At 68.9% G+C, this 16,046-nt stretch carries 14 protein-coding genes; 5 read left to right on the top strand and 9 right to left on the bottom strand.

Annotation, left to right across the window (positions count from 1 at the left end):
- Window positions 1-25: 25 nt before the first annotated feature.
- Complete coding sequence (locus V5F84_RS20950; protein WP_394041786.1) at window positions 26-385, bottom strand: hypothetical protein; 360 nt, start codon at window positions 383-385, stop codon at window positions 26-28.
- A 244-nt stretch (window positions 386-629) separates the two neighbouring features.
- Between V5F84_RS20950 and V5F84_RS20945 the strand changes: the two genes are divergently transcribed.
- Window positions 630-1,664, top strand: coding sequence for an aspartate-semialdehyde dehydrogenase (locus V5F84_RS20945; RefSeq protein ID WP_394041787.1), 1,035 nt, complete (start codon window positions 630-632; stop codon window positions 1,662-1,664).
- A gap of 73 nt (window positions 1,665-1,737) precedes the next feature.
- Here the strand turns inward: V5F84_RS20945 and scpC are convergent, their stop codons facing one another.
- Both scpC and V5F84_RS20935 read right to left on the bottom strand, forming a co-directional pair.
- Window positions 1,738-3,249 carry a succinyl-CoA:acetate CoA-transferase ScpC gene (gene scpC, locus V5F84_RS20940; RefSeq protein WP_394041788.1) on the bottom strand — a complete coding sequence of 504 codons (1,512 nt, stop codon included), beginning with the start codon at window positions 3,247-3,249 and terminating at the stop codon, window positions 1,738-1,740.
- A 137-nt stretch (window positions 3,250-3,386) separates the two neighbouring features.
- The gene (locus V5F84_RS20935; protein ID WP_394041789.1) at window positions 3,387-4,214 is read right to left on the bottom strand and encodes a DUF429 domain-containing protein; all 828 of its coding nucleotides are present in this window, start codon (window positions 4,212-4,214) and stop codon (window positions 3,387-3,389) included.
- A gap of 149 nt (window positions 4,215-4,363) precedes the next feature.
- Between V5F84_RS20935 and V5F84_RS20930 the strand changes: the two genes are divergently transcribed.
- From V5F84_RS20930 to V5F84_RS20920, 3 genes are read left to right on the top strand one after another with little or no spacing between them, the layout of a single operon-like run.
- Window positions 4,364-5,242 carry an HpcH/HpaI aldolase/citrate lyase family protein gene (locus tag V5F84_RS20930; RefSeq protein ID WP_394041790.1) on the top strand — a complete coding sequence of 293 codons (879 nt, stop codon included), beginning with the start codon at window positions 4,364-4,366 and terminating at the stop codon, window positions 5,240-5,242.
- Window positions 5,243-5,247: 5 nt separating this feature from the next.
- On the top strand, window positions 5,248-5,928 hold the full coding sequence (locus tag V5F84_RS20925; RefSeq protein WP_394041791.1) for a DJ-1/PfpI family protein: 681 nt from the start codon (window positions 5,248-5,250) through the stop codon (window positions 5,926-5,928).
- A 13-nt stretch (window positions 5,929-5,941) separates the two neighbouring features.
- A complete protein-coding gene (locus V5F84_RS20920) occupies window positions 5,942-6,145 on the top strand; it encodes a DUF1737 domain-containing protein (RefSeq protein ID WP_394041792.1) in 204 nt (67 codons plus the stop codon).
- Between the two features lie 40 nt (window positions 6,146-6,185).
- Here the strand turns inward: V5F84_RS20920 and V5F84_RS20915 are convergent, their stop codons facing one another.
- From V5F84_RS20915 to V5F84_RS20900, 4 genes are all read right to left on the bottom strand, one after another.
- On the bottom strand, window positions 6,186-7,010 hold the full coding sequence (locus V5F84_RS20915; RefSeq protein WP_394041794.1) for an exodeoxyribonuclease III: 825 nt from the start codon (window positions 7,008-7,010) through the stop codon (window positions 6,186-6,188).
- A gap of 110 nt (window positions 7,011-7,120) precedes the next feature.
- Window positions 7,121-8,086 (bottom strand): outer-membrane lipoprotein carrier protein LolA, encoded by a 966-nt coding sequence (locus V5F84_RS20910; RefSeq protein ID WP_394041795.1) that lies wholly within the window; start codon window positions 8,084-8,086, stop codon window positions 7,121-7,123.
- A gap of 116 nt (window positions 8,087-8,202) precedes the next feature.
- A complete protein-coding gene (locus V5F84_RS20905) occupies window positions 8,203-10,755 on the bottom strand; it encodes an FtsK/SpoIIIE family DNA translocase (protein WP_394042110.1) in 2,553 nt (850 codons plus the stop codon).
- A gap of 47 nt (window positions 10,756-10,802) precedes the next feature.
- Window positions 10,803-11,993, bottom strand: coding sequence for an aminotransferase class I/II-fold pyridoxal phosphate-dependent enzyme (locus V5F84_RS20900; RefSeq protein WP_394041796.1), 1,191 nt, complete (start codon window positions 11,991-11,993; stop codon window positions 10,803-10,805).
- A 234-nt stretch (window positions 11,994-12,227) separates the two neighbouring features.
- On the opposite strand from V5F84_RS20900, the gene V5F84_RS20895 reads away from it, so the two are divergent.
- Window positions 12,228-13,493: a serine hydrolase domain-containing protein gene (locus tag V5F84_RS20895; protein WP_394041797.1), complete on the top strand. Its 1,266-nt coding sequence runs from the start codon at window positions 12,228-12,230 to the stop codon at window positions 13,491-13,493.
- A gap of 39 nt (window positions 13,494-13,532) precedes the next feature.
- On the opposite strand, the gene V5F84_RS20890 is transcribed toward V5F84_RS20895, so the two are convergent.
- Together V5F84_RS20890 and V5F84_RS20885 are read right to left on the bottom strand one after the other, a co-directional pair.
- Entirely contained in the window at window positions 13,533-14,498 is a 966-nt protein-coding gene (locus V5F84_RS20890; RefSeq protein ID WP_394041798.1) for a bifunctional riboflavin kinase/FAD synthetase, read from the bottom strand.
- Window positions 14,499-14,658: 160 nt separating this feature from the next.
- A complete protein-coding gene (locus tag V5F84_RS20885) occupies window positions 14,659-15,549 on the bottom strand; it encodes a TIGR01459 family HAD-type hydrolase (RefSeq protein WP_394041799.1) in 891 nt (296 codons plus the stop codon).
- Window positions 15,550-16,046 lie beyond the last annotated feature (497 nt).

Genomic DNA, 16,046 nt, shown 5'->3' with positions numbered 1-16,046 from the left:
CGCCCCGCGCGGGGCGCGCCGGAAATCAATAGCCCGGCAGGTAGAAGCGGTCCGGCAGCGGATAGCGCCCGGGAACGATGCTCGCCTGACCCGCGCCATAGGTCGGGTAATTATATTCCGCCGGCAGGGCGTAATCGAGATAGGACTTGGAGCCCGGCTTCACCACCGTGCCGGCATCCAGCGGCGAGCGCTTGGTGATGACGATCTTCGTGCGGGGCTTCGACACCTTGGCGGTGGTCGGCTTGGTGGTGGTCGGCTTGGCGGGGGCGGACGTGGTCGTCGTGGTGGTGGTCGTGGTCGTGCCCGAGGCGGTCTGGGCCTCGGCCATGCCGACGGACGCGAACGTCAACGCAGCGGCGATGGTGAGAAGCGGCGCGAAACGCATAGGACCCTCCAGCACGACACATGAGCCGTTCCGATTCCGGTTACGGCACGAACGCATTGTAAGCAAGGAAACCCTCACGGTCGAGGTCGGTTCCTTTACCGAGGACGCGATCGCGTGACCCGCCGGCAACACCTGCGTGCGGGTCCCGTTCCGCCGCATCGCACCCTCTCCATTGCGCAAAGGCGCGCGAGAGCTTAAATCACGGCCTTCCGGCATGTGAGACCGGCAACTTCAAGGGAAGAACATGGGTTACAAGGTCGCCGTCGCCGGCGCCACAGGCAATGTGGGCCGGGAGATCCTTTCGATCCTCGACGAGCGGGGCTTCCCCGCGGACGAGGTGGTCGCGCTTGCGTCGCGCCGGTCCCTGGGGACCGAGGTCTCGTTCGGCGACAAAACCCTGAAAGTGAAGGATCTCGCCACCTACGACTTCTCCGACAGCGACATCTGCCTGATGTCGGCGGGCGGGGCCGTGTCGAAGGAATTCTCGCCGAAGATCGGCGCCGCGGGCTGTGTCGTCATCGACAATTCCTCGCAATGGCGCACCGACCCCGACGTGCCGCTGATCGTTCCGGAAGTGAACGCGGACGCCATCGTCGGCTTCAAGAAGAAGAACATCATCGCCAATCCCAATTGCTCCACCGCGCAATTGGTGGTGGCGCTGAAGCCGCTTCATGATGCCGCGACGATCAAGCGCGTGGTGGTCTCGACCTATCAATCCGTCTCCGGCGCCGGCAAGGACGCCATGGACGAATTGTTCTCGCAGACCCGCGCCGTGTTCGTCTCCGACCCGGTGGAGCCGAAGATTTTCCCGAAGCGCATCGCCTTCAACCTGATCCCCCAGATCGACGTGTTCATGGAGGACGGGTACACGAAGGAAGAGTGGAAGATGGTGGTCGAGACCAAGAAGATTCTCGATCCCAAGATCAAGCTCACCGCCACCTGCGTGCGGGTGCCGGTGTTCATCTCCCATTCCGAATCGGTGAACGTGGAATTCGAGAAGCCGCTCGATGCCGAGCAGGCGCGCAAGATCCTGCGCAATGCGCCGGGCATCCTGCTGCTCGATACCCGCGAGCCGGGCGGCTATGCCACCCCCCACGAGGCGGCGGGCGAGGACGCGACCTATATCTCGCGCCTGCGCGACGACCCGACCGTGGACAACGGCATCGCCTTCTGGTGCGTCTCCGACAATCTGCGCAAGGGCGCGGCGCTGAACGCGGTGCAGATCGCGGAAGTGCTGATCAACCGCAAGCTGATCACCTCGCGCCGCAAGGCGGCGTGAGGCTCGGCTTCTAAAACACGCGATGCGCGAACGGCCCTCCTCGGAGGGCCGTTTTCGTTTGTGACGCGCTCGCTCAGGCGGTCTTGCGGGCCGGCGTCGGCAGCATGGAGCCGGTTTCGCGCGCCCGCACATGCCAGGAGAAGGCTTCCTCGATGAGATGCGGGGTGTGGCCGCCGCGGGCCAGCGCGCGCTCGAAATAATCGGCGATCTGGTCGCGATAGAGCGGATGCACGCAATTGGCGATGATGAGGCGTGCTCGCTCGCGCGGCGCCAGTTCGCGCAGATCCGCAAGGCCGATGTCGGTCACCACCACGTCCACGTCGTGCTCCGTATGGTCCACGTGCGACACGAACGGCACGATGGAGGAGAGCGCGCCGTCCTTGGCGATGGATTTCGTCACGAACACCGAGAGATAGGCATTGCGGGCGAAATCCCCCGAGCCGCCGATGCCGTTCATCATCATCGTGCCGCCCACATGGGTGGAATTGATGTTGCCGTAGATGTCGAACTCCAGCGCCGTGTTGATGGCGATGATGCCGAGCCGGCGGATGATCTCGGGATGGTTGGAGATTTCCTGCGGCCGCAGGATCAGGCGCGGCTTGTAGCGGGAAATCTGCGGGATCACCGCGTCATATTTCGTCTTGGACAAGGTGATGGAGGAGCCCGAGGCGAAGTTCAGCTTGCCGGCGTCGAACAAATCGAAGGTGGAATCCTGCAGCACCTCCGAATACATGGTCAAATCGTGGAACGGGCTCTCGATGAAGCCGTGCATCACGGCATTCGCAATGGTGCCGATGCCGGCCTGCAGGGGCTGGAGGCGATTGGTGAGGCGCCCGCGCGCCACCTCGTACTTCAGGAATTCCATGAGATGGCCGGCAATCGCCGCCGTCTCCGGGTCCGGCGGCAGCACGGTGGAGGCGGAATCCAGCTTCTTCGTCACCACGATGGCGACGATCTTCTCGGGGGGAATGGCGATGAAGGGCAGGCCCACCCGGCTCTCCGGCGACACCACGGGAATGGGCTCGCGGAACGGCCGGCGGGTGGGGATATAGATGTCGTGCAGCCCCTCCAGCTCCAGCGGCTGGGAGAGGTTGATCTCGATGATCACCTTTTCCGCGAGGATCGCGAAGGTGGCGGAATTGCCCACAGAGGTGGTGGGGATGATGCCGCCCTGGGCGGTGATCGCCACCGCCTCGACCACCGCGACGTCGATGGGGCCGAGCTGGTGGGTGCGCAGATGCTCCACCGTCTCGGAGAGATGCTGGTCGACGAACATCACCTCGCCGGAATTGATCGCCTTGCGCAGCGCCGGGTCGGCCTGGAACGGAATGCGGCGCGACAGCACGTGGGCTTCCGCCAGTTGCTTGTCGAGGTCGTTGCCCAGCGAGGCGCCGGTGACGAGGGTGATCTTGAACGGCTCGCGCTTCGCCCGCTCCGCCAGCGCCATGGGCACGGCCTTGGCCTCGCCCGCGCGGGTGAAGCCGCTCATGCCCACCATCATGCCGTCCTTGATATGGGACGCGGCTTCTTCGGCGGAGACCACCTTTTCAAGGAGCGAGGCGAGGCGGATCCGGTCGTGCGGCATGAACGAGGCTTCCTGCTGATCCTGAGGACAAGGCAAGAAACACCATTGGCATGCGGTCCGCGACCCCGGTATTCCACGATGGTCGCAAGCTTAATCGCCCTTCGCAGGGCTGGTCTGCATCCCGCGGGGAGCTGGGCTCAGGCCCGGATCGCGATCGGCAGGCCGAGGGCGTCGGTGCCCGGCGGATCGGGAAAGCAGAGCGCGGCCCCATGGGCCACCCGCCGCGCGGTCCAGGCGCAGGCGCTCGCATCCACGAGATCGTCGAGCCCCACCCGCAGCATGCGCGCGGTGGAGGCCGTCAGCGCCTCGGTCGGCAGGCCGGCGTCCGCCAGCAAGGCGATGCGCAGCGCGAGGCCGGGCGCATAAGGCGCGCTCTTCACCTTCTTCGGCGTGTCGAGCGCATGGCCCTGCATCGCCTGGAAACTCACTTCCGGATGGCATTCCACCAGCCGCGCCCGCAATTCGGGCCGGGCGCGCAGCAGGCGGTCGGCTTCGGCGATCTTGGGAAAGATGTGGAAGCATTGCTTGGAGACCGCGCGCGGCGGATCGGAGGTGGCGCGCGCGGCGGCGCAGGCGGCGGCATAGAGCGCGCCTTCCCCTTGCCCTTCCCCTTGCCCTTCCCCTTGCCCTTCCCCTTGCCCGCCGCCCGTGCCTTCGCCGATGCCGGCGGAGACTGCGGCGCGCGAGGGCACGGAAAACACGCTCGACTGCCGCATTCCGAGCAGCGGCCGCACGAGGCCTTCCGGCGCGCGCCCGCCGGCCCCGACCCGCTCCGGCAGGCCGATGGGAATGTCGATGGCGGCGCAGGCGAAGGCCGGATCGCTGGAAAAGCTCTCCTCCAGCCGGCCGATCCGGGACAGTTCGAGCGTGCCGTGTCCGTCCCACACCGCGCGCACCCAGCCGCCGGGGCAGCCGTCGAAGCCGGCATAGCGCTGCGGTGGGGAAAGCGGGGGCTGGGTCTGCATCGTCATCCGGGGCCGGGCGCGGCGAGGGGAGCAAGAAAGGGGAGGGCGGGCGGAAGGTGGAGCGGAAGCGCGGTCAGCTTTGACGTTGGCATGCGCCCGCATCCCCGGCTAGGTTGCACAGCACAATTCCTGAGGGGGAGAGAGCTTCGATGAGCATCCGTCCGCGCCGCAGCGTGCTGTACATGCCCGGTTCCAACGCCCGCGCCCTGGAAAAGGCCCGCACCCTGCCGGCCGACGCGGTGATCCTCGATCTTGAGGACGCGGTCGCCCCCGACGCCAAGGTGGAGGCCCGCGCGCGGGTGGTGGACAGCGTGAAGGCCGGCGGCTTCGGCCATCGCGAGGTGATCATCCGCGTCAACGGGCTCGATACGCCCTGGGGCGCCGACGATCTCACCGCCGCCGCGGGCGCCGCGCCCGACGCCATCCTGCTGCCCAAGGTGCAGGACCCCGAGCAGCTCCATGTGGTGGGTGCCCGCCTCAAGGCGCTCGGCGTGCCGGACGAAACCCGCGTGTGGGCGATGATCGAGACCCCGCTGGCCATCTTCGCCATCAAGGAGATCGCGCAGGCCGCGCGCGACCCGCTGACCCGGCTGGACGTGTTCGTGCTCGGCACCAATGATCTCGCCAAGGAAACCCGCGCCGCGCTCGTGCCCGGCCGCGCGCCCATGTACGGCTGGCTGATGATGGCGGTCGCCGCCGCCCATGCCTATGGCATCGACGTGCTGGACGGGGTGTGGAACCAGTTCCAGGACATGGACGGCTTTCTCGCCGAATGCGCCCAGGGCTTCGAGATGGGCATGGACGGCAAGACCTTGATCCACCCCACCCAGATCGAGCCCTGCAACACCGCCTTCAGCCCGCCGGAAGCGGAAGTCGCCCGCGCCCGCGCCATCATCGACGTGTTCGATTTGCCGGAGAATGCCGGCAAGGGCGTGGTGACGCTGGACGGGCGCATGGTGGAGCGCATGCACGCCGACATCGCGCGCCGCACGGTGGCGCTTGCCGACGCCATCGCCGGGCGCGCCTGAGCGCCATGGCCCTGACCATCACCATGCTGGCCTATCCCGGCATGACCCAGCTCGATCTCACCGCCCCGTTCGAGGTGTTCGCCCGCCTGCCGGACGCGAAGGTGCAGATCGCCTGGAAGAAGACCCGGCCGGTGGCCGACGCCGCCGGGCTCTCCATCGTGCCGAGCGTCAAATTCTCGAAAGCCCTGCCCGGCGACGTGCTGTTCGTGCCCGGCGGACCGGGCCAGCTGGCGCTGATGGAGGACGAGGACGTGCTCGACTTCCTCTATGCCCAGGCCAAGGGCGCGCGCTACATCACCTCGGTGTGCACCGGCTCGCTGGTGCTCGCTGCGGCCGGCCTGCTGCGCGGCTATCGCGCCACCTGCCACTGGCTCTCGCTCGACCAATTGGCGCTGCTGGGCGCCATTCCCGTGGCCGAGCGGGTGGTGATCGACCGCAACCGCATCACCGGGGCGGGCGTCACGTCCGGTCTTGATTTCGCCTTGCGCCTCGCCCAGGAAATCGCCGGCGAGGAGGAAGCGCGCCGCATCCGCCTCGCCATCGAATATGATCCCCAGCCGCCCTTTGCGCCCATGCGCGAGGAGGACCCCCGCCTGGTCGCGGAGGTGCGCGCCCGCACCGCCGCGTTCCAGCGCCGCCGCGAAGAGGTGGCGGAAAAGGTGGGCCGGCGGCTCAATACGCCCTGAACCGGATGCTCCCATGAAGCTCTATCGCTATCTCACCGGTCCCGACGACGTTTCCTTCTGCAAGCGCGTGAGCGCGGCGCTGAACAAGGGCTGGCAATTGCACGGCGCGCCCACGCTGACCTTCGATCCGGTGAAGGGCCGCGTGATCTGCGGGCAGGCAATCGTGAAGGACGTGCCGGGCGACTGGTCCGACGAGGTGGTGCTCTCGGACCATTGAGCGGGCATCCCGCGCAAGACGCGGCTGTGCGGGACTCGCTCTAGACCTCGAACGTCACCGCCACCGGCACATGGTCCGAGGGGCGCTCCCAGCTGCGCGCCTCGCGCAGCACGGTCATGGCGCTGGCCTGGGGGGCAAGGCCGGGGCTCGCCCACACATGGTCGAGCCGGCGGCCGCGGTCGTTCACGGTCCAGTCGGGCGAGCGATAGCTCCACCAGGTGAACAATTTTTCCTGCGGCGGCACGAAGCGGCGCATCACGTCCACCCACGGGCCCGCGGCCTGGAGCGCGTTCAGCCGCTCCACTTCCACCGGGGTATGGCTGACCACGCCGAGCAATTGCTTGTGGCCCCACACGTCGGTTTCCAGGGGCGCGACGTTGAGATCGCCCACCAGCACGGCATGCCCATCGCGGGCATTCACCTGTTGCGGCAGGCGCTCCCAGGCGGTGAGCTCGTCGAGGAAGGCGAGCTTGTGGGCGAATTTCTCGTTCAGCTCCGGGTCGGGAATATCCCCGCCCGCCGGCACGTAGAAATTATGCACCGTCACCGGCGCGGAAAGCCCGGCCGCCGCGCCGAGCGTCACGGCGATATGGCGGGCATCGCCCTTGGCGCAGAATTCCTGCCGCTCGATCGCCTCGAACGGCCGGCGCGAGAGCGTCGCGACCCCGTGCCAGCCCTTCTGTCCGTTGAGCGCGATATGGGGAAAGCCCAGCTCGCGCACCGCGGCCAGCGGAAACTTGTCGTCCTGGCACTTGGTCTCCTGCAGGCACAGGACGTCCGGCTTCAAAAGCTCCACCATCGCCTTCACGAGATCGAGGCGGATGCGGATCGAATTGATGTTCCAGGTGCAGACGGTGAGGGACACGGAGGACTCGGCGCTTCTTCGGCGGGAGCGCGAGACCTAGACCCTCCGCATGCGCACTGGCAAGGGCAGAAGGACAGGCGGAAAGGCGGGGGACGCGCCCGCCCCGGCGGCTATTGCAGCATGCGTTCGAAATTGATCACGAACAGCTTGGGGTCCGGCCGGCGCGTATAGTCGAGCTTGTAGAGCGCGACCGAGGTGTCATAGCCCTGCGGATCGGTGACGATCCATTGCTTCAGGCTGTAGTCCTTGGCGTCGAACAGGATCAGCAGGCGGTAGGTGCCGATCATCGGAATGGTCTCTTCCATCACCACGCTGATGTAGAGATCGTCCTGATAGACGCCCTTCACATGGGGGTCGCGGGCAAGGTCGGTGCGCTCGGACAAGAGGAAGCGCAGCGGCGTCTGCGACAGCGGGGTGATGTCCTGCGTGTTCAGCTTGCGGTCGCGCACCGCCACCGACTGGCCGTTGGCGATCAGCTCGATGGGCACCGGCGCATCATATTCGAAGCGCACGCGGCCGGGCTTCTGCATGTAGAAATCGCCGGTCTTGCGGGTGCCGTCGGGATCCACCTGAACGAACGTGCCGGTGAGGTTCTGCACCGAATTCCAATAGGCGCTGATCCGGTCGGCGGTGCCGGGGTCGGCGCGGTCGAGATTGGTCTGCGACGGCGCGGCCACCGGGCCCTGCGGGGCGCGCGGGCCGGAGGCGCGGGCGGTATTCTGGCCGGGGCCGATCTGCAACGGCGCGCCGGGCGCGGCGTTGGCGCTCGCGGGGCGCTGCTGCGGCAGGGGCACGTTGGCGGGCGCGGCGGAAGCCTGCGGCGGCGCCGATTGGGGCGACAGGCTCTGGGGCGCGGCGGGCGCGCTCGGCTTGGGCACCGCCACCTGGGGCGCGAAGATCTGCGAGGGGCTCGGCTGGGAGGCTGTTCCCGGCACTGTGCCGCCGGGTCGCAGCACTTCGCCGGGCGGCAGAAGTACGCCCTGCGCGGCCGCGCCGCCGCTCTGCCCCGCGCCGGCGAGGGCCGCAACGCCGAAGGCGAGGACGAAGGCGAGGGGCGAAGGCCGGCGATGGGGCATCAGGGGGTCTCGATGGGCAGGCGGGGCGTGTGGACGAATCTTCACGGTCACACTCCCCCATAAATCTTGCCTATGGCGAACCTGTGGCCCGGCGGCAACCCAAAAACCGGCCCTGGCTATTCCGCGGCCTCGTCGGACAGCAGGATTTCCCGCTTGCCGGCATGGTTGGGAGCGCCGACCACGCCTTCCTTCTCCATCCGCTCCACCAGGGAGGCCGCCCTGTTATAGCCGATCTGAAGCCGGCGCTGGATATAGGAGGTGGAGCACTTCTTGTCGCGGAGCACCACCGCGACCGCCTGGGAATAGAGGTCCTGCCCCTCGTCCCCGAACGATCCCTTGTCGAACACCGCGCCGTCCTCGCCCTCCGCCCCGTCCTCGCCGAGGTCGGCGGTCACGGCTTCGAGATAATCCGGGGCGCCCTGGGCCTTGAGGTGCTTCACCACGCGCTCGACCTCGTCGTCGGAGACGAACGGGCCGTGCACGCGGCTGATGCGGCCACCGCCGGCCATATAGAGCATGTCGCCCTGCCCCAGCAGCTGCTCGGCCCCCATCTCGCCGAGAATGGTGCGGCTGTCGATCTTGCTCGTCACCTGGAACGAGATGCGGGTGGGGAAATTCGCCTTGATGGTGCCGGTGATCACATCCACCGAGGGGCGCTGGGTCGCCATCACCAGATGGATGCCGGCAGCGCGCGCCATCTGCGCGAGGCGCTGGATCGCCCCCTCGATCTCCTTGCCGGCGGTCAGCATCAGGTCCGCCATCTCGTCGACGATCACGACGATGTAGGGCAGCGGGCCGAGCTCCATCTCCTCGCGCTCGTAGATGGCTTCGCCGGTCTCGTGGTCGAAGCCGGTCTGCACCGTGCGGGCGAGCGATTCGCCCTTCTTCTCGGCCTCGGCGACGCGGGCGTTGAAGCCGTCGATGTTGCGCACGCCGAGCTTGGACATCTTCTTGTAGCGGTCCTCCATCTCCCGCACCGCCCATTTGAGCGCGACCACCGCCTTCTTGGGGTCGGTCACCACCGGGGCGAGCAGATGGGGGATGCCGTCATAGACGGAGAGTTCCAGCATCTTGGGATCGACCATGATCAGGCGGCACTGCTCCGGCTTCAGCCGGTACAGCAGGGAGAGGATCATGGTGTTGATGGCCACCGACTTGCCCGAGCCGGTGGTGCCCGCCACCAGCAGGTGGGGCATGCGGGCGAGATCGACGATCACCGGTTCGCCGCCGATGGTCTTGCCGAGCGCGATGGCGAGCTTCTGCCCGCTGTCGCCGAAATCCTTGGTGGCCAGCAGTTCGCGCAGAAGCACCTTCTCGCGCTTGGCATTGGGCAGCTCGATGCCGATCGCGTTGCGCCCCGGCACCACGGCGACGCGGGCGGAGATCGCGCTCATGGAGCGGGCGATATCGTCGGCGAGGCCGATCACGCGGGACGACTTGATGCCCGGTGCCGGCTCCAGCTCATAGAGCGTGACCACGGGCCCCGGCCGCACCTGGCCGATTTCCCCGCGCACGCCGAAATCGTCCAGCGTGCCTTCCAGCAGCTTGGCGGTGTCCGCGAGGGCCTCCTGGCTCATGGTCGGCCCCTTGGACGGGGGCGGGGCGCCCAGCAATTGCAGATCGGGCAGGCGATAGGCATGGCGGCGCCCTTCCGCCGCACGCCCCTCGCGCCCGCTCTGGCGCGCCCGGGCCGGCGCGGCGCGGGAGGCGGCCGCCGCGCGCGGCGCGGGCTCGGCGGGCACCATATCGGCGTCCTCGTCCATCTCGTCCGCAACCGAACGGCGCACCCCGCCGAGGGCCGGGGCCTCATGGGCCGGTCCGGCGGTGAGGCGCGGTTCCACGCGGCCCTGGTCGTCCACCGCGCGGCGCTCGGAGGCGAATACCTCGCGGGCGAAGGCGCCGATGGCGGCCGCGCGCACCGGCGCCGCCTTCGCGCCGGCGGGCTTGGCGCCCGTCCCCCGGCCGCGCCGGCGGGCGAACAGGCGCGCCTTGGCGGAGAGAAAGGTATGTGTGAGGGCGCCCAGCGAGATCAGCCGGCGGTCGGTGTCCTCGAATTCCTCGTCCTCCTCGTCCGCCCCCTCGGCATCGGCGGCCTGGCGCTTCGGTGCGCCGGTGCGGCAGGCGAAGGACAGCCCCACCAAGCCGCCCACCGCGCCCACGCCGCCCACCAGCACCGCGTCGAGGCCGCCCGACCCGCCGCCGTGAAACACCGCGATCAGGCGCGGGAACAGGTCGCCGATCACGCCGCCGAGCCCGGTCGGCACCGGCCAGGCGCCGAACGTGGGCAGCGCGCTCAGCAGCGCGCTCATGCCGAGCACGCCGAGCGTGAGCGCGCCGGCGCGCAATTGCTCGCCCCGCAGCGGGCGATAGGTCAGCAGCCGCCAGCCCCAATAGGCGAGCGGCAAGAGCAGGAACAGGCTGGCGAGGCCGAGGCCCTGCATCAGCAGGTCCGCGACGATGGCGCCGGGCCGGCCGAGCAGGTTCTTCACCTCCGCGCCGCTGGCATTGGAGAGGCTCGGGTCGCTCGCGCTCCAGGTGACCATGGCGGCGAGCGCGAACAGGCTGGCCGCGAGAAGCACCGCCCCGCAGATCTGGCTGGAGCGGCGCCGCACCGCGCCGCGCACGCTTTCGGGGATCAAGTCCATGCCGAGCCCGTGGCGCAAGGCCATGGCGGGGGCGGGACGACGGCGAGCCGGGGCCATGCGCGGAAGCTCCCTTACCCTAGCCCGGCGAGCAGGCGCGAGAGCACCTCCCCGCACGTGGCGAGATCCTGCACCAGGGCGACCCGCAGATAGGGATCGCCGGCATTGACGCCGCGCGCATCGGGGCGGGCGAGATAGCCGCCGGGCACGACGCGCAGGCCCTGTTCCTTCCACAGCCGCAAGGTGGCCGCCTCCCCGCCGCCCGCCGCCGAGGCGTCGAGCCACAGGAAGAAGCCGCCGCCGGGCCGCTCATAGCCGAAGCGAGCGCCGAGCATCTGGTCGGCGAGGTCGAATTTCTGCACATACAGGGCGCGGGAGGCCTCCACATGGGCCTCGTCCCCATAGGCGGCGATGCCCACCGCCTGGAGCGGCTCGGGCACCTGGGGCGCGGCGACCCAGCGAAACGCGAGAAACGCCTTCTGGAAATCCGCATCCCCGGCGCAGAAGCCGCAGCGCAGGCCCGGCAAAGACGAGCGCTTGGAGAGCGAGTTGAAGGCCACCACGCCGGAAAAATCGCTGCCGCACACTTCCAGGATGCCGGTCGGCTTTTCCGCGCCGAGATAGATTTCCGAATAGCATTCGTCGGAGAACAGATAGGTGCCGTGGGCGCGGGTGATGGCGAGCAGCCGCTCCAGATAGGCGCGCGAGGCGATCGCCCCCTGCGGATTGGCGGGCGAGGCGATGAACACCGCCACCGCGCGCGCCATCAATGCGTCGTCGAGGGCATCGAGGTCCGGCAGCCAGCCGCTTTCGCGGGTGGTGGGCACGGGAACGGCCTCGCAGCCGGCGGCCTCGGCGCCCGCCGCATAGGCGGCATAGAAGGGATTGGGCAGCAGCATCACCGGCCGTCCGCCGCGATCCCCCGTGAGCCGCCGCGCGACGATGGCGGCGGAGACGAGGCCCTCGCGCGAGCCGTTCAGCACCAGCACTTCGCGGTCCGCATCCACCGGGCGGGCGAGATCGTAGCGCCGGGCGAGCCATTGGGCGGCGGCGGCGCGGAACGCCGGCGTGCCCTCGGCGCGGGGATAGCGGCCGAAGCCGGGCAGGGCGCCCGCCAGCACCTCGCCGACGAAATCCGGCATGGCATGTTGCGGCTCGCCCACCGCCGCGCTCAGGGGCGCGCGGCCGGGCTCCGTGCCGGCCAGCAGCTCGGCGAGGCGGATGAAGGGGGAACGGCGGTCCTGGGGAGCGGAAGGAGCGGGCACGGTCTTTGGTATCGTCTCGCACGATGGGGGGTCACGGCGAGAATGCCGAAACTCGGTTAAGAACCGCCTAAGCATCTCCGGCCCTATCGACACACCCCTGCCGCAACGGCATTCTGCGCCGCGCCGCGGACCAACCGACGCCCCAAGCGTCGCCGCGGCCGGACCGAGGGTTCAGGAACGCCAATTCCGCCTTCGGCCTGAAACGATTAAAACCAAGCTCGGGAGACACCACCCATGGCAGGGAGCATCATGCGGCCCCTTGCGCCGGCCTTGCTCGCGCTCAGCCTGTTCCACGTTCCGGCGGCTTATGCCGACGACCTCAGCTTTTCCCAGGAGGCGCTCAAGCGCATCCCCGTCGCCATGCAGCGGGAGATCGACAAGGGCACCTTCCCCGGCGCGGTCACGCTGATCGCCCATGACGGCAAGATCGTGCATTTCGAGGCCCACGGCTTCCTCGACGCCGCCAAGACCAAGCCCATGACCAAGGATGCGGTGTTCCGCGCCTTCTCCATGACCAAGCCGTTCGTCTCGGTGGCGGCGATGATGCTGGTGGAGCGCGGCCAGCTGAGCCTGCGCGACCCGGTGGGGCAATATATTCCCGAGATGAAGGCGATGAATGTCATCGCCGAGAGGAAGGACGAGGCCGGCAAGACCGTGCGCGAGGTGGTGCCGGCGAAAAACCCCATCACCATCCAGGACCTGCTGCGCCACACCTCGGGCCTCACCTATTCCGGCTCCGCGCCGTTCCCGGAGGTGAAGGAGGCTTACGAGAAGGCCGACATCGAGAGCCGCACTTCCGACCTCTCCCCGGAAGCCTTCGTGAGCGGCCTCGCCAGGATCCCGCTCGCCTATGAGCCGGGCACGCGGTTCGAATATGGCCTCTCCGTGGACGTGCTCGGCGTGGTGGTGGAGCGCGTGAGCGGCAAGAGGCTCGACGTGTTCCTCGACGAGAACCTGTTCAAGCCGCTGAAGATGAAAGACACCTCGTTCCAGCTCACGCCCGCCCAGGCGCCCCGCCTCGCCGACGCGCTCGATGCCGACCCGCAGAAGGAGGCGGGCTGGAAATGGGTGCGGGTGGACCAGGACCCCGGCAAGCGCTACCGGCTCGGCGGCGCCGGCACCGTCACCACGGCGGAGGATTATTTCCGCTTTTCCCAGATGGTGCTGAACGGCGGCGCGCTGGACGGCGTGCGCATCCTCTCGCCCAAGACCGTGGATTTCATGCTGTCCGACCATCTGATCGGGCTCGGCGGCTCCACGGCGGCGAGCACCGGGCCGGGCTATGGCTTCGGGCTCGGCTTTGCGATTCGCCGCTATGAAGGGTTTGCGGTGGCGCCGGGCTCGGTGGGGGATGCCATGTGGGCGGGCGCCGGCGGCACCTCCTTCACCATCGATCCGAAGGAGGAGATCGTCGGCGTGTTCATGTCCGCCGCGCCGACCCCGCGCGTCGCCACCCGCATGCTGTTCAAGAACCTGCTCTACGGCGCGACCGTGGATTGATCGCGCGGCCGGCCGGGGTCGCCCCGGCCGGTTTCGCCCTCACACCGGCCAGACCTGCGGGCGGGCGAGCACGAGGCGGGCGGCGGCGCTGTCCTTGTTCATCTGGACGATCAGCGCGTCGATGTCGTCGAACTTCAGTTCCGGCCGCAGATAGCCGTGGAACGCCACATCCAGTTCCCGGCCGTAGAGATCGCCGGAAAAATCGAACAGATGCACTTCCAGCAGGGGCCGGCCGTTGTCGAAGGTGGGTCGCCGGCCATAGCTCGCCACCCCGTCCACCGCCCGCCCGTCGAACCAGGCGCGCACCGCATAGATGCCGAAGGCGAGCTGGGTGCCTTCCGGCATGGCGAGATTGGCGGTGGGAAAGCCGAGGTCGCGGCCGCGCTTGTCGCCGTGGATGACCGTTGCCCGCACGCTCCAGGGCCGGCCCAGCATATGGGCGGCATGGCCCACCTGCCCGGCGGCGAGCGCGTTGCGGATGGCGCTGGAGGAGATGGGGTCGCCCTCGTCCAGGGCCGGCTCCACCACTTCGACGGGGAAGCCAAGGCGCGCGCCGGCCTCGCGCAGGAAGGCGGGCGAGCCGGCGCGGGCGCGGCCGAAATGAAAGTCGAACCCCACCACCACGCCCGAAACGCCGAACCGCCGCACCAGGATTTCCTCCACGAAATCCTCCGCCGTCACCCGCGCCAGCGCGGCGTCGAACGGCAGCACGATGGCGCCGGAAAGCCCGGTGCGGGCGAGGCAATCCAGCTTCTGCCGGCCGGGGGTGAGGCGGAACAGGTGCGCGTCGGGCTGGAAGAAGCTGCGCGGGTGCGGCTCGAACGTCAGCGCGGCCGCCGGCCGGCCGAGCCCTTGCGCCAAATGCAGCGCGGCGGCAATGACCGCGCGATGGCCGCGATGCACGCCGTCGAAATTGCCGATGGCGAGCACCGGCCGCGCGATCTGCGCGGGGATCGGCGCGATGCCCATGACGACGGGAAAGGAAGGGTCGGAAGGAACGGACATCGGCAGGGGCGGCCGGCGCAATGGAGGGGAGGAAACCCTTCGCGCGCGGACCCGCCAGCGTCAAGCACGGGATTTTGCGGAATGCCCGCGACCGGCGCCCCGGGCCGCCCTCACGCCCGCGCGCTTGGGCCCGTCCGGCCGTTTCCCCCCGATCGCCCCGTCACCACGCCAGGCGAGGCATGACGCCGCGCGGGTGGGCGTGATCGGAAAACAGATTGGCCAGCGCCTCGGCATCGGGCTCGCTGCCGTTTTCCCCGTGCAATTCCTCGGCGTGGATGCCGCTCGAAATGAACAGGCTGTCGAATCCGGCGGCCGTGGCGCCGATGATGTCGGTGCGCAGCGCATCGCCGATGGCGAGCACCCGTTCGGGCCGGACCGGGACACCGCCAAGCGCGGCCGCGCGGCGCAGGGCCACGTCATAGATCGGCTTGTGCGGCTTGCCGCAATAGATCGCCCGCCCGCCGATCTGCTCATAGAGCTGCGCCAGCGCGCCGGCGCAATAGACCAGCGTGTCGCCGCGCTCCACCACCAGGTCGGGATTGGCGCACACGAACAGCAGGCCGCGCGCCTGCATGGCGGCGAGCCGCTCGGCATAATCCTGCGGGGTCTCCACATCGTCGTTCAGCAGGCCGGTGCAGACCACCAGCTCGGCCTCGGCAAGGCCGGTCGGCACCACGTCGAGCCCGTCAAACGTGCCGAGGTCGCGCGGCGGCCCGAGGTGGAACAGCTTCACGCCCGGCCGCGCCGCCAGCACGTCGCGCGTCACGTCGCCGGAGGTGACGATGCCGTCATAGGCGGTGCGCGGCACGCCGAACCCGTCCAGCATGGCGATGACGAAGGCGTTCGGGCGCGGGGCGTTGGAGACCATCAGCACGCGGGCACCGCCCGCGCGGGCGCGCTCCAGGGCCGCGCCGGCGGCGGGAAACGCGGCGATGCCGTTATGGATCACGCCCCAGACGTCGCACAGGATCAGGTCGTAGTCCCCGGCGATCTCCGAAAGGCCGGACACCAGGCGGGGGGCGACGAGCTTGTCCTTGGCGCCATCGATCATGGCCTGTCTCCTTGCTGGCTTGCGGCAGGCGGTTCGCGCAGGGAGGTGCCACGGCGGGACCGCCGCCACAAGAAAAACCGTGCCGCAGCGCGGGAAATGCCCGTGCGTCCACCGCATTTCCGCCCTGCGGCCAGCGCGGAGGTTGCTCCTGCGCCGCCGGCGCAACGGCCGACTCCCGCCGCGCGCGGGATTCGGATTCATCTGTGCCGAACGTCCGCCCGAAATGCCGGTTTGGTCAGGCGCAGGGGCGCGGAGAAGCCGCACAAAACCGTTGTTCGTCTGCGCTAAATCATTGTTTCACGTGAAACATTTTATCATGGCGGGGGGCTTGAAGGGGCTTTGGGCGCAATCGGCATTGGGGCGTTGAGGCCCATGAAAGCAGGTTTTCCATCGCCCTTTCGTCGTTCATGGCCTGGCGTGTTCCGGCCATCACCGGCGGGCCGACCGCGCGGTCCTTGCAACGCTGGCACCCGCGGCCGCCCGTGGACGCACGGGCC

It is taken from the genome of Roseixanthobacter liquoris (assembly GCF_043195135.2).
In the GTDB taxonomy this organism is placed as follows: domain Bacteria; phylum Pseudomonadota; class Alphaproteobacteria; order Rhizobiales; family Xanthobacteraceae; genus NCEH01.
The sequence above is the reverse complement of the archived record's forward strand: the minus strand, read 5'-3'. Positions and strand labels throughout refer to the sequence as shown.

Bases quoted from the DNA above. Each gene is read 5' to 3' on its own strand.
- V5F84_RS20935 (WP_394041789.1), bottom strand. From the start codon at position 4,214: ATGCAGACCCAGCCCCCGCTTTCCCCACCGCAGCGCTATGCCGGCTTC.
- V5F84_RS20950 (WP_394041786.1), bottom strand. From the start codon at position 385: ATGCGTTTCGCGCCGCTTCTCACCATCGCCGCTGCGTTGACGTTCGCG.
- V5F84_RS20930 (WP_394041790.1), top strand. From the start codon at position 4,364: ATGAGCATCCGTCCGCGCCGCAGCGTGCTGTACATGCCCGGTTCCAAC.
- V5F84_RS20910 (WP_394041795.1), bottom strand. From the start codon at position 8,086: ATGCCCCATCGCCGGCCTTCGCCCCTCGCCTTCGTCCTCGCCTTCGGC.
- V5F84_RS20885 (WP_394041799.1), bottom strand. From the start codon at position 15,549: ATGATCGATGGCGCCAAGGACAAGCTCGTCGCCCCCCGCCTGGTGTCC.
- V5F84_RS20920 (WP_394041792.1), top strand. From the start codon at position 5,942: ATGAAGCTCTATCGCTATCTCACCGGTCCCGACGACGTTTCCTTCTGC.
- scpC (WP_394041788.1), bottom strand. From the start codon at position 3,249: ATGCCGCACGACCGGATCCGCCTCGCCTCGCTCCTTGAAAAGGTGGTC.
- V5F84_RS20925 (WP_394041791.1), top strand. From the start codon at position 5,248: ATGGCCCTGACCATCACCATGCTGGCCTATCCCGGCATGACCCAGCTC.
- V5F84_RS20890 (WP_394041798.1), bottom strand. From the start codon at position 14,498: ATGTCCGTTCCTTCCGACCCTTCCTTTCCCGTCGTCATGGGCATCGCG.
- V5F84_RS20905 (WP_394042110.1), bottom strand. From the start codon at position 10,755: ATGGCCTTGCGCCACGGGCTCGGCATGGACTTGATCCCCGAAAGCGTG.
- V5F84_RS20895 (WP_394041797.1), top strand. From the start codon at position 12,228: ATGGCAGGGAGCATCATGCGGCCCCTTGCGCCGGCCTTGCTCGCGCTC.
- V5F84_RS20945 (WP_394041787.1), top strand. From the start codon at position 630: ATGGGTTACAAGGTCGCCGTCGCCGGCGCCACAGGCAATGTGGGCCGG.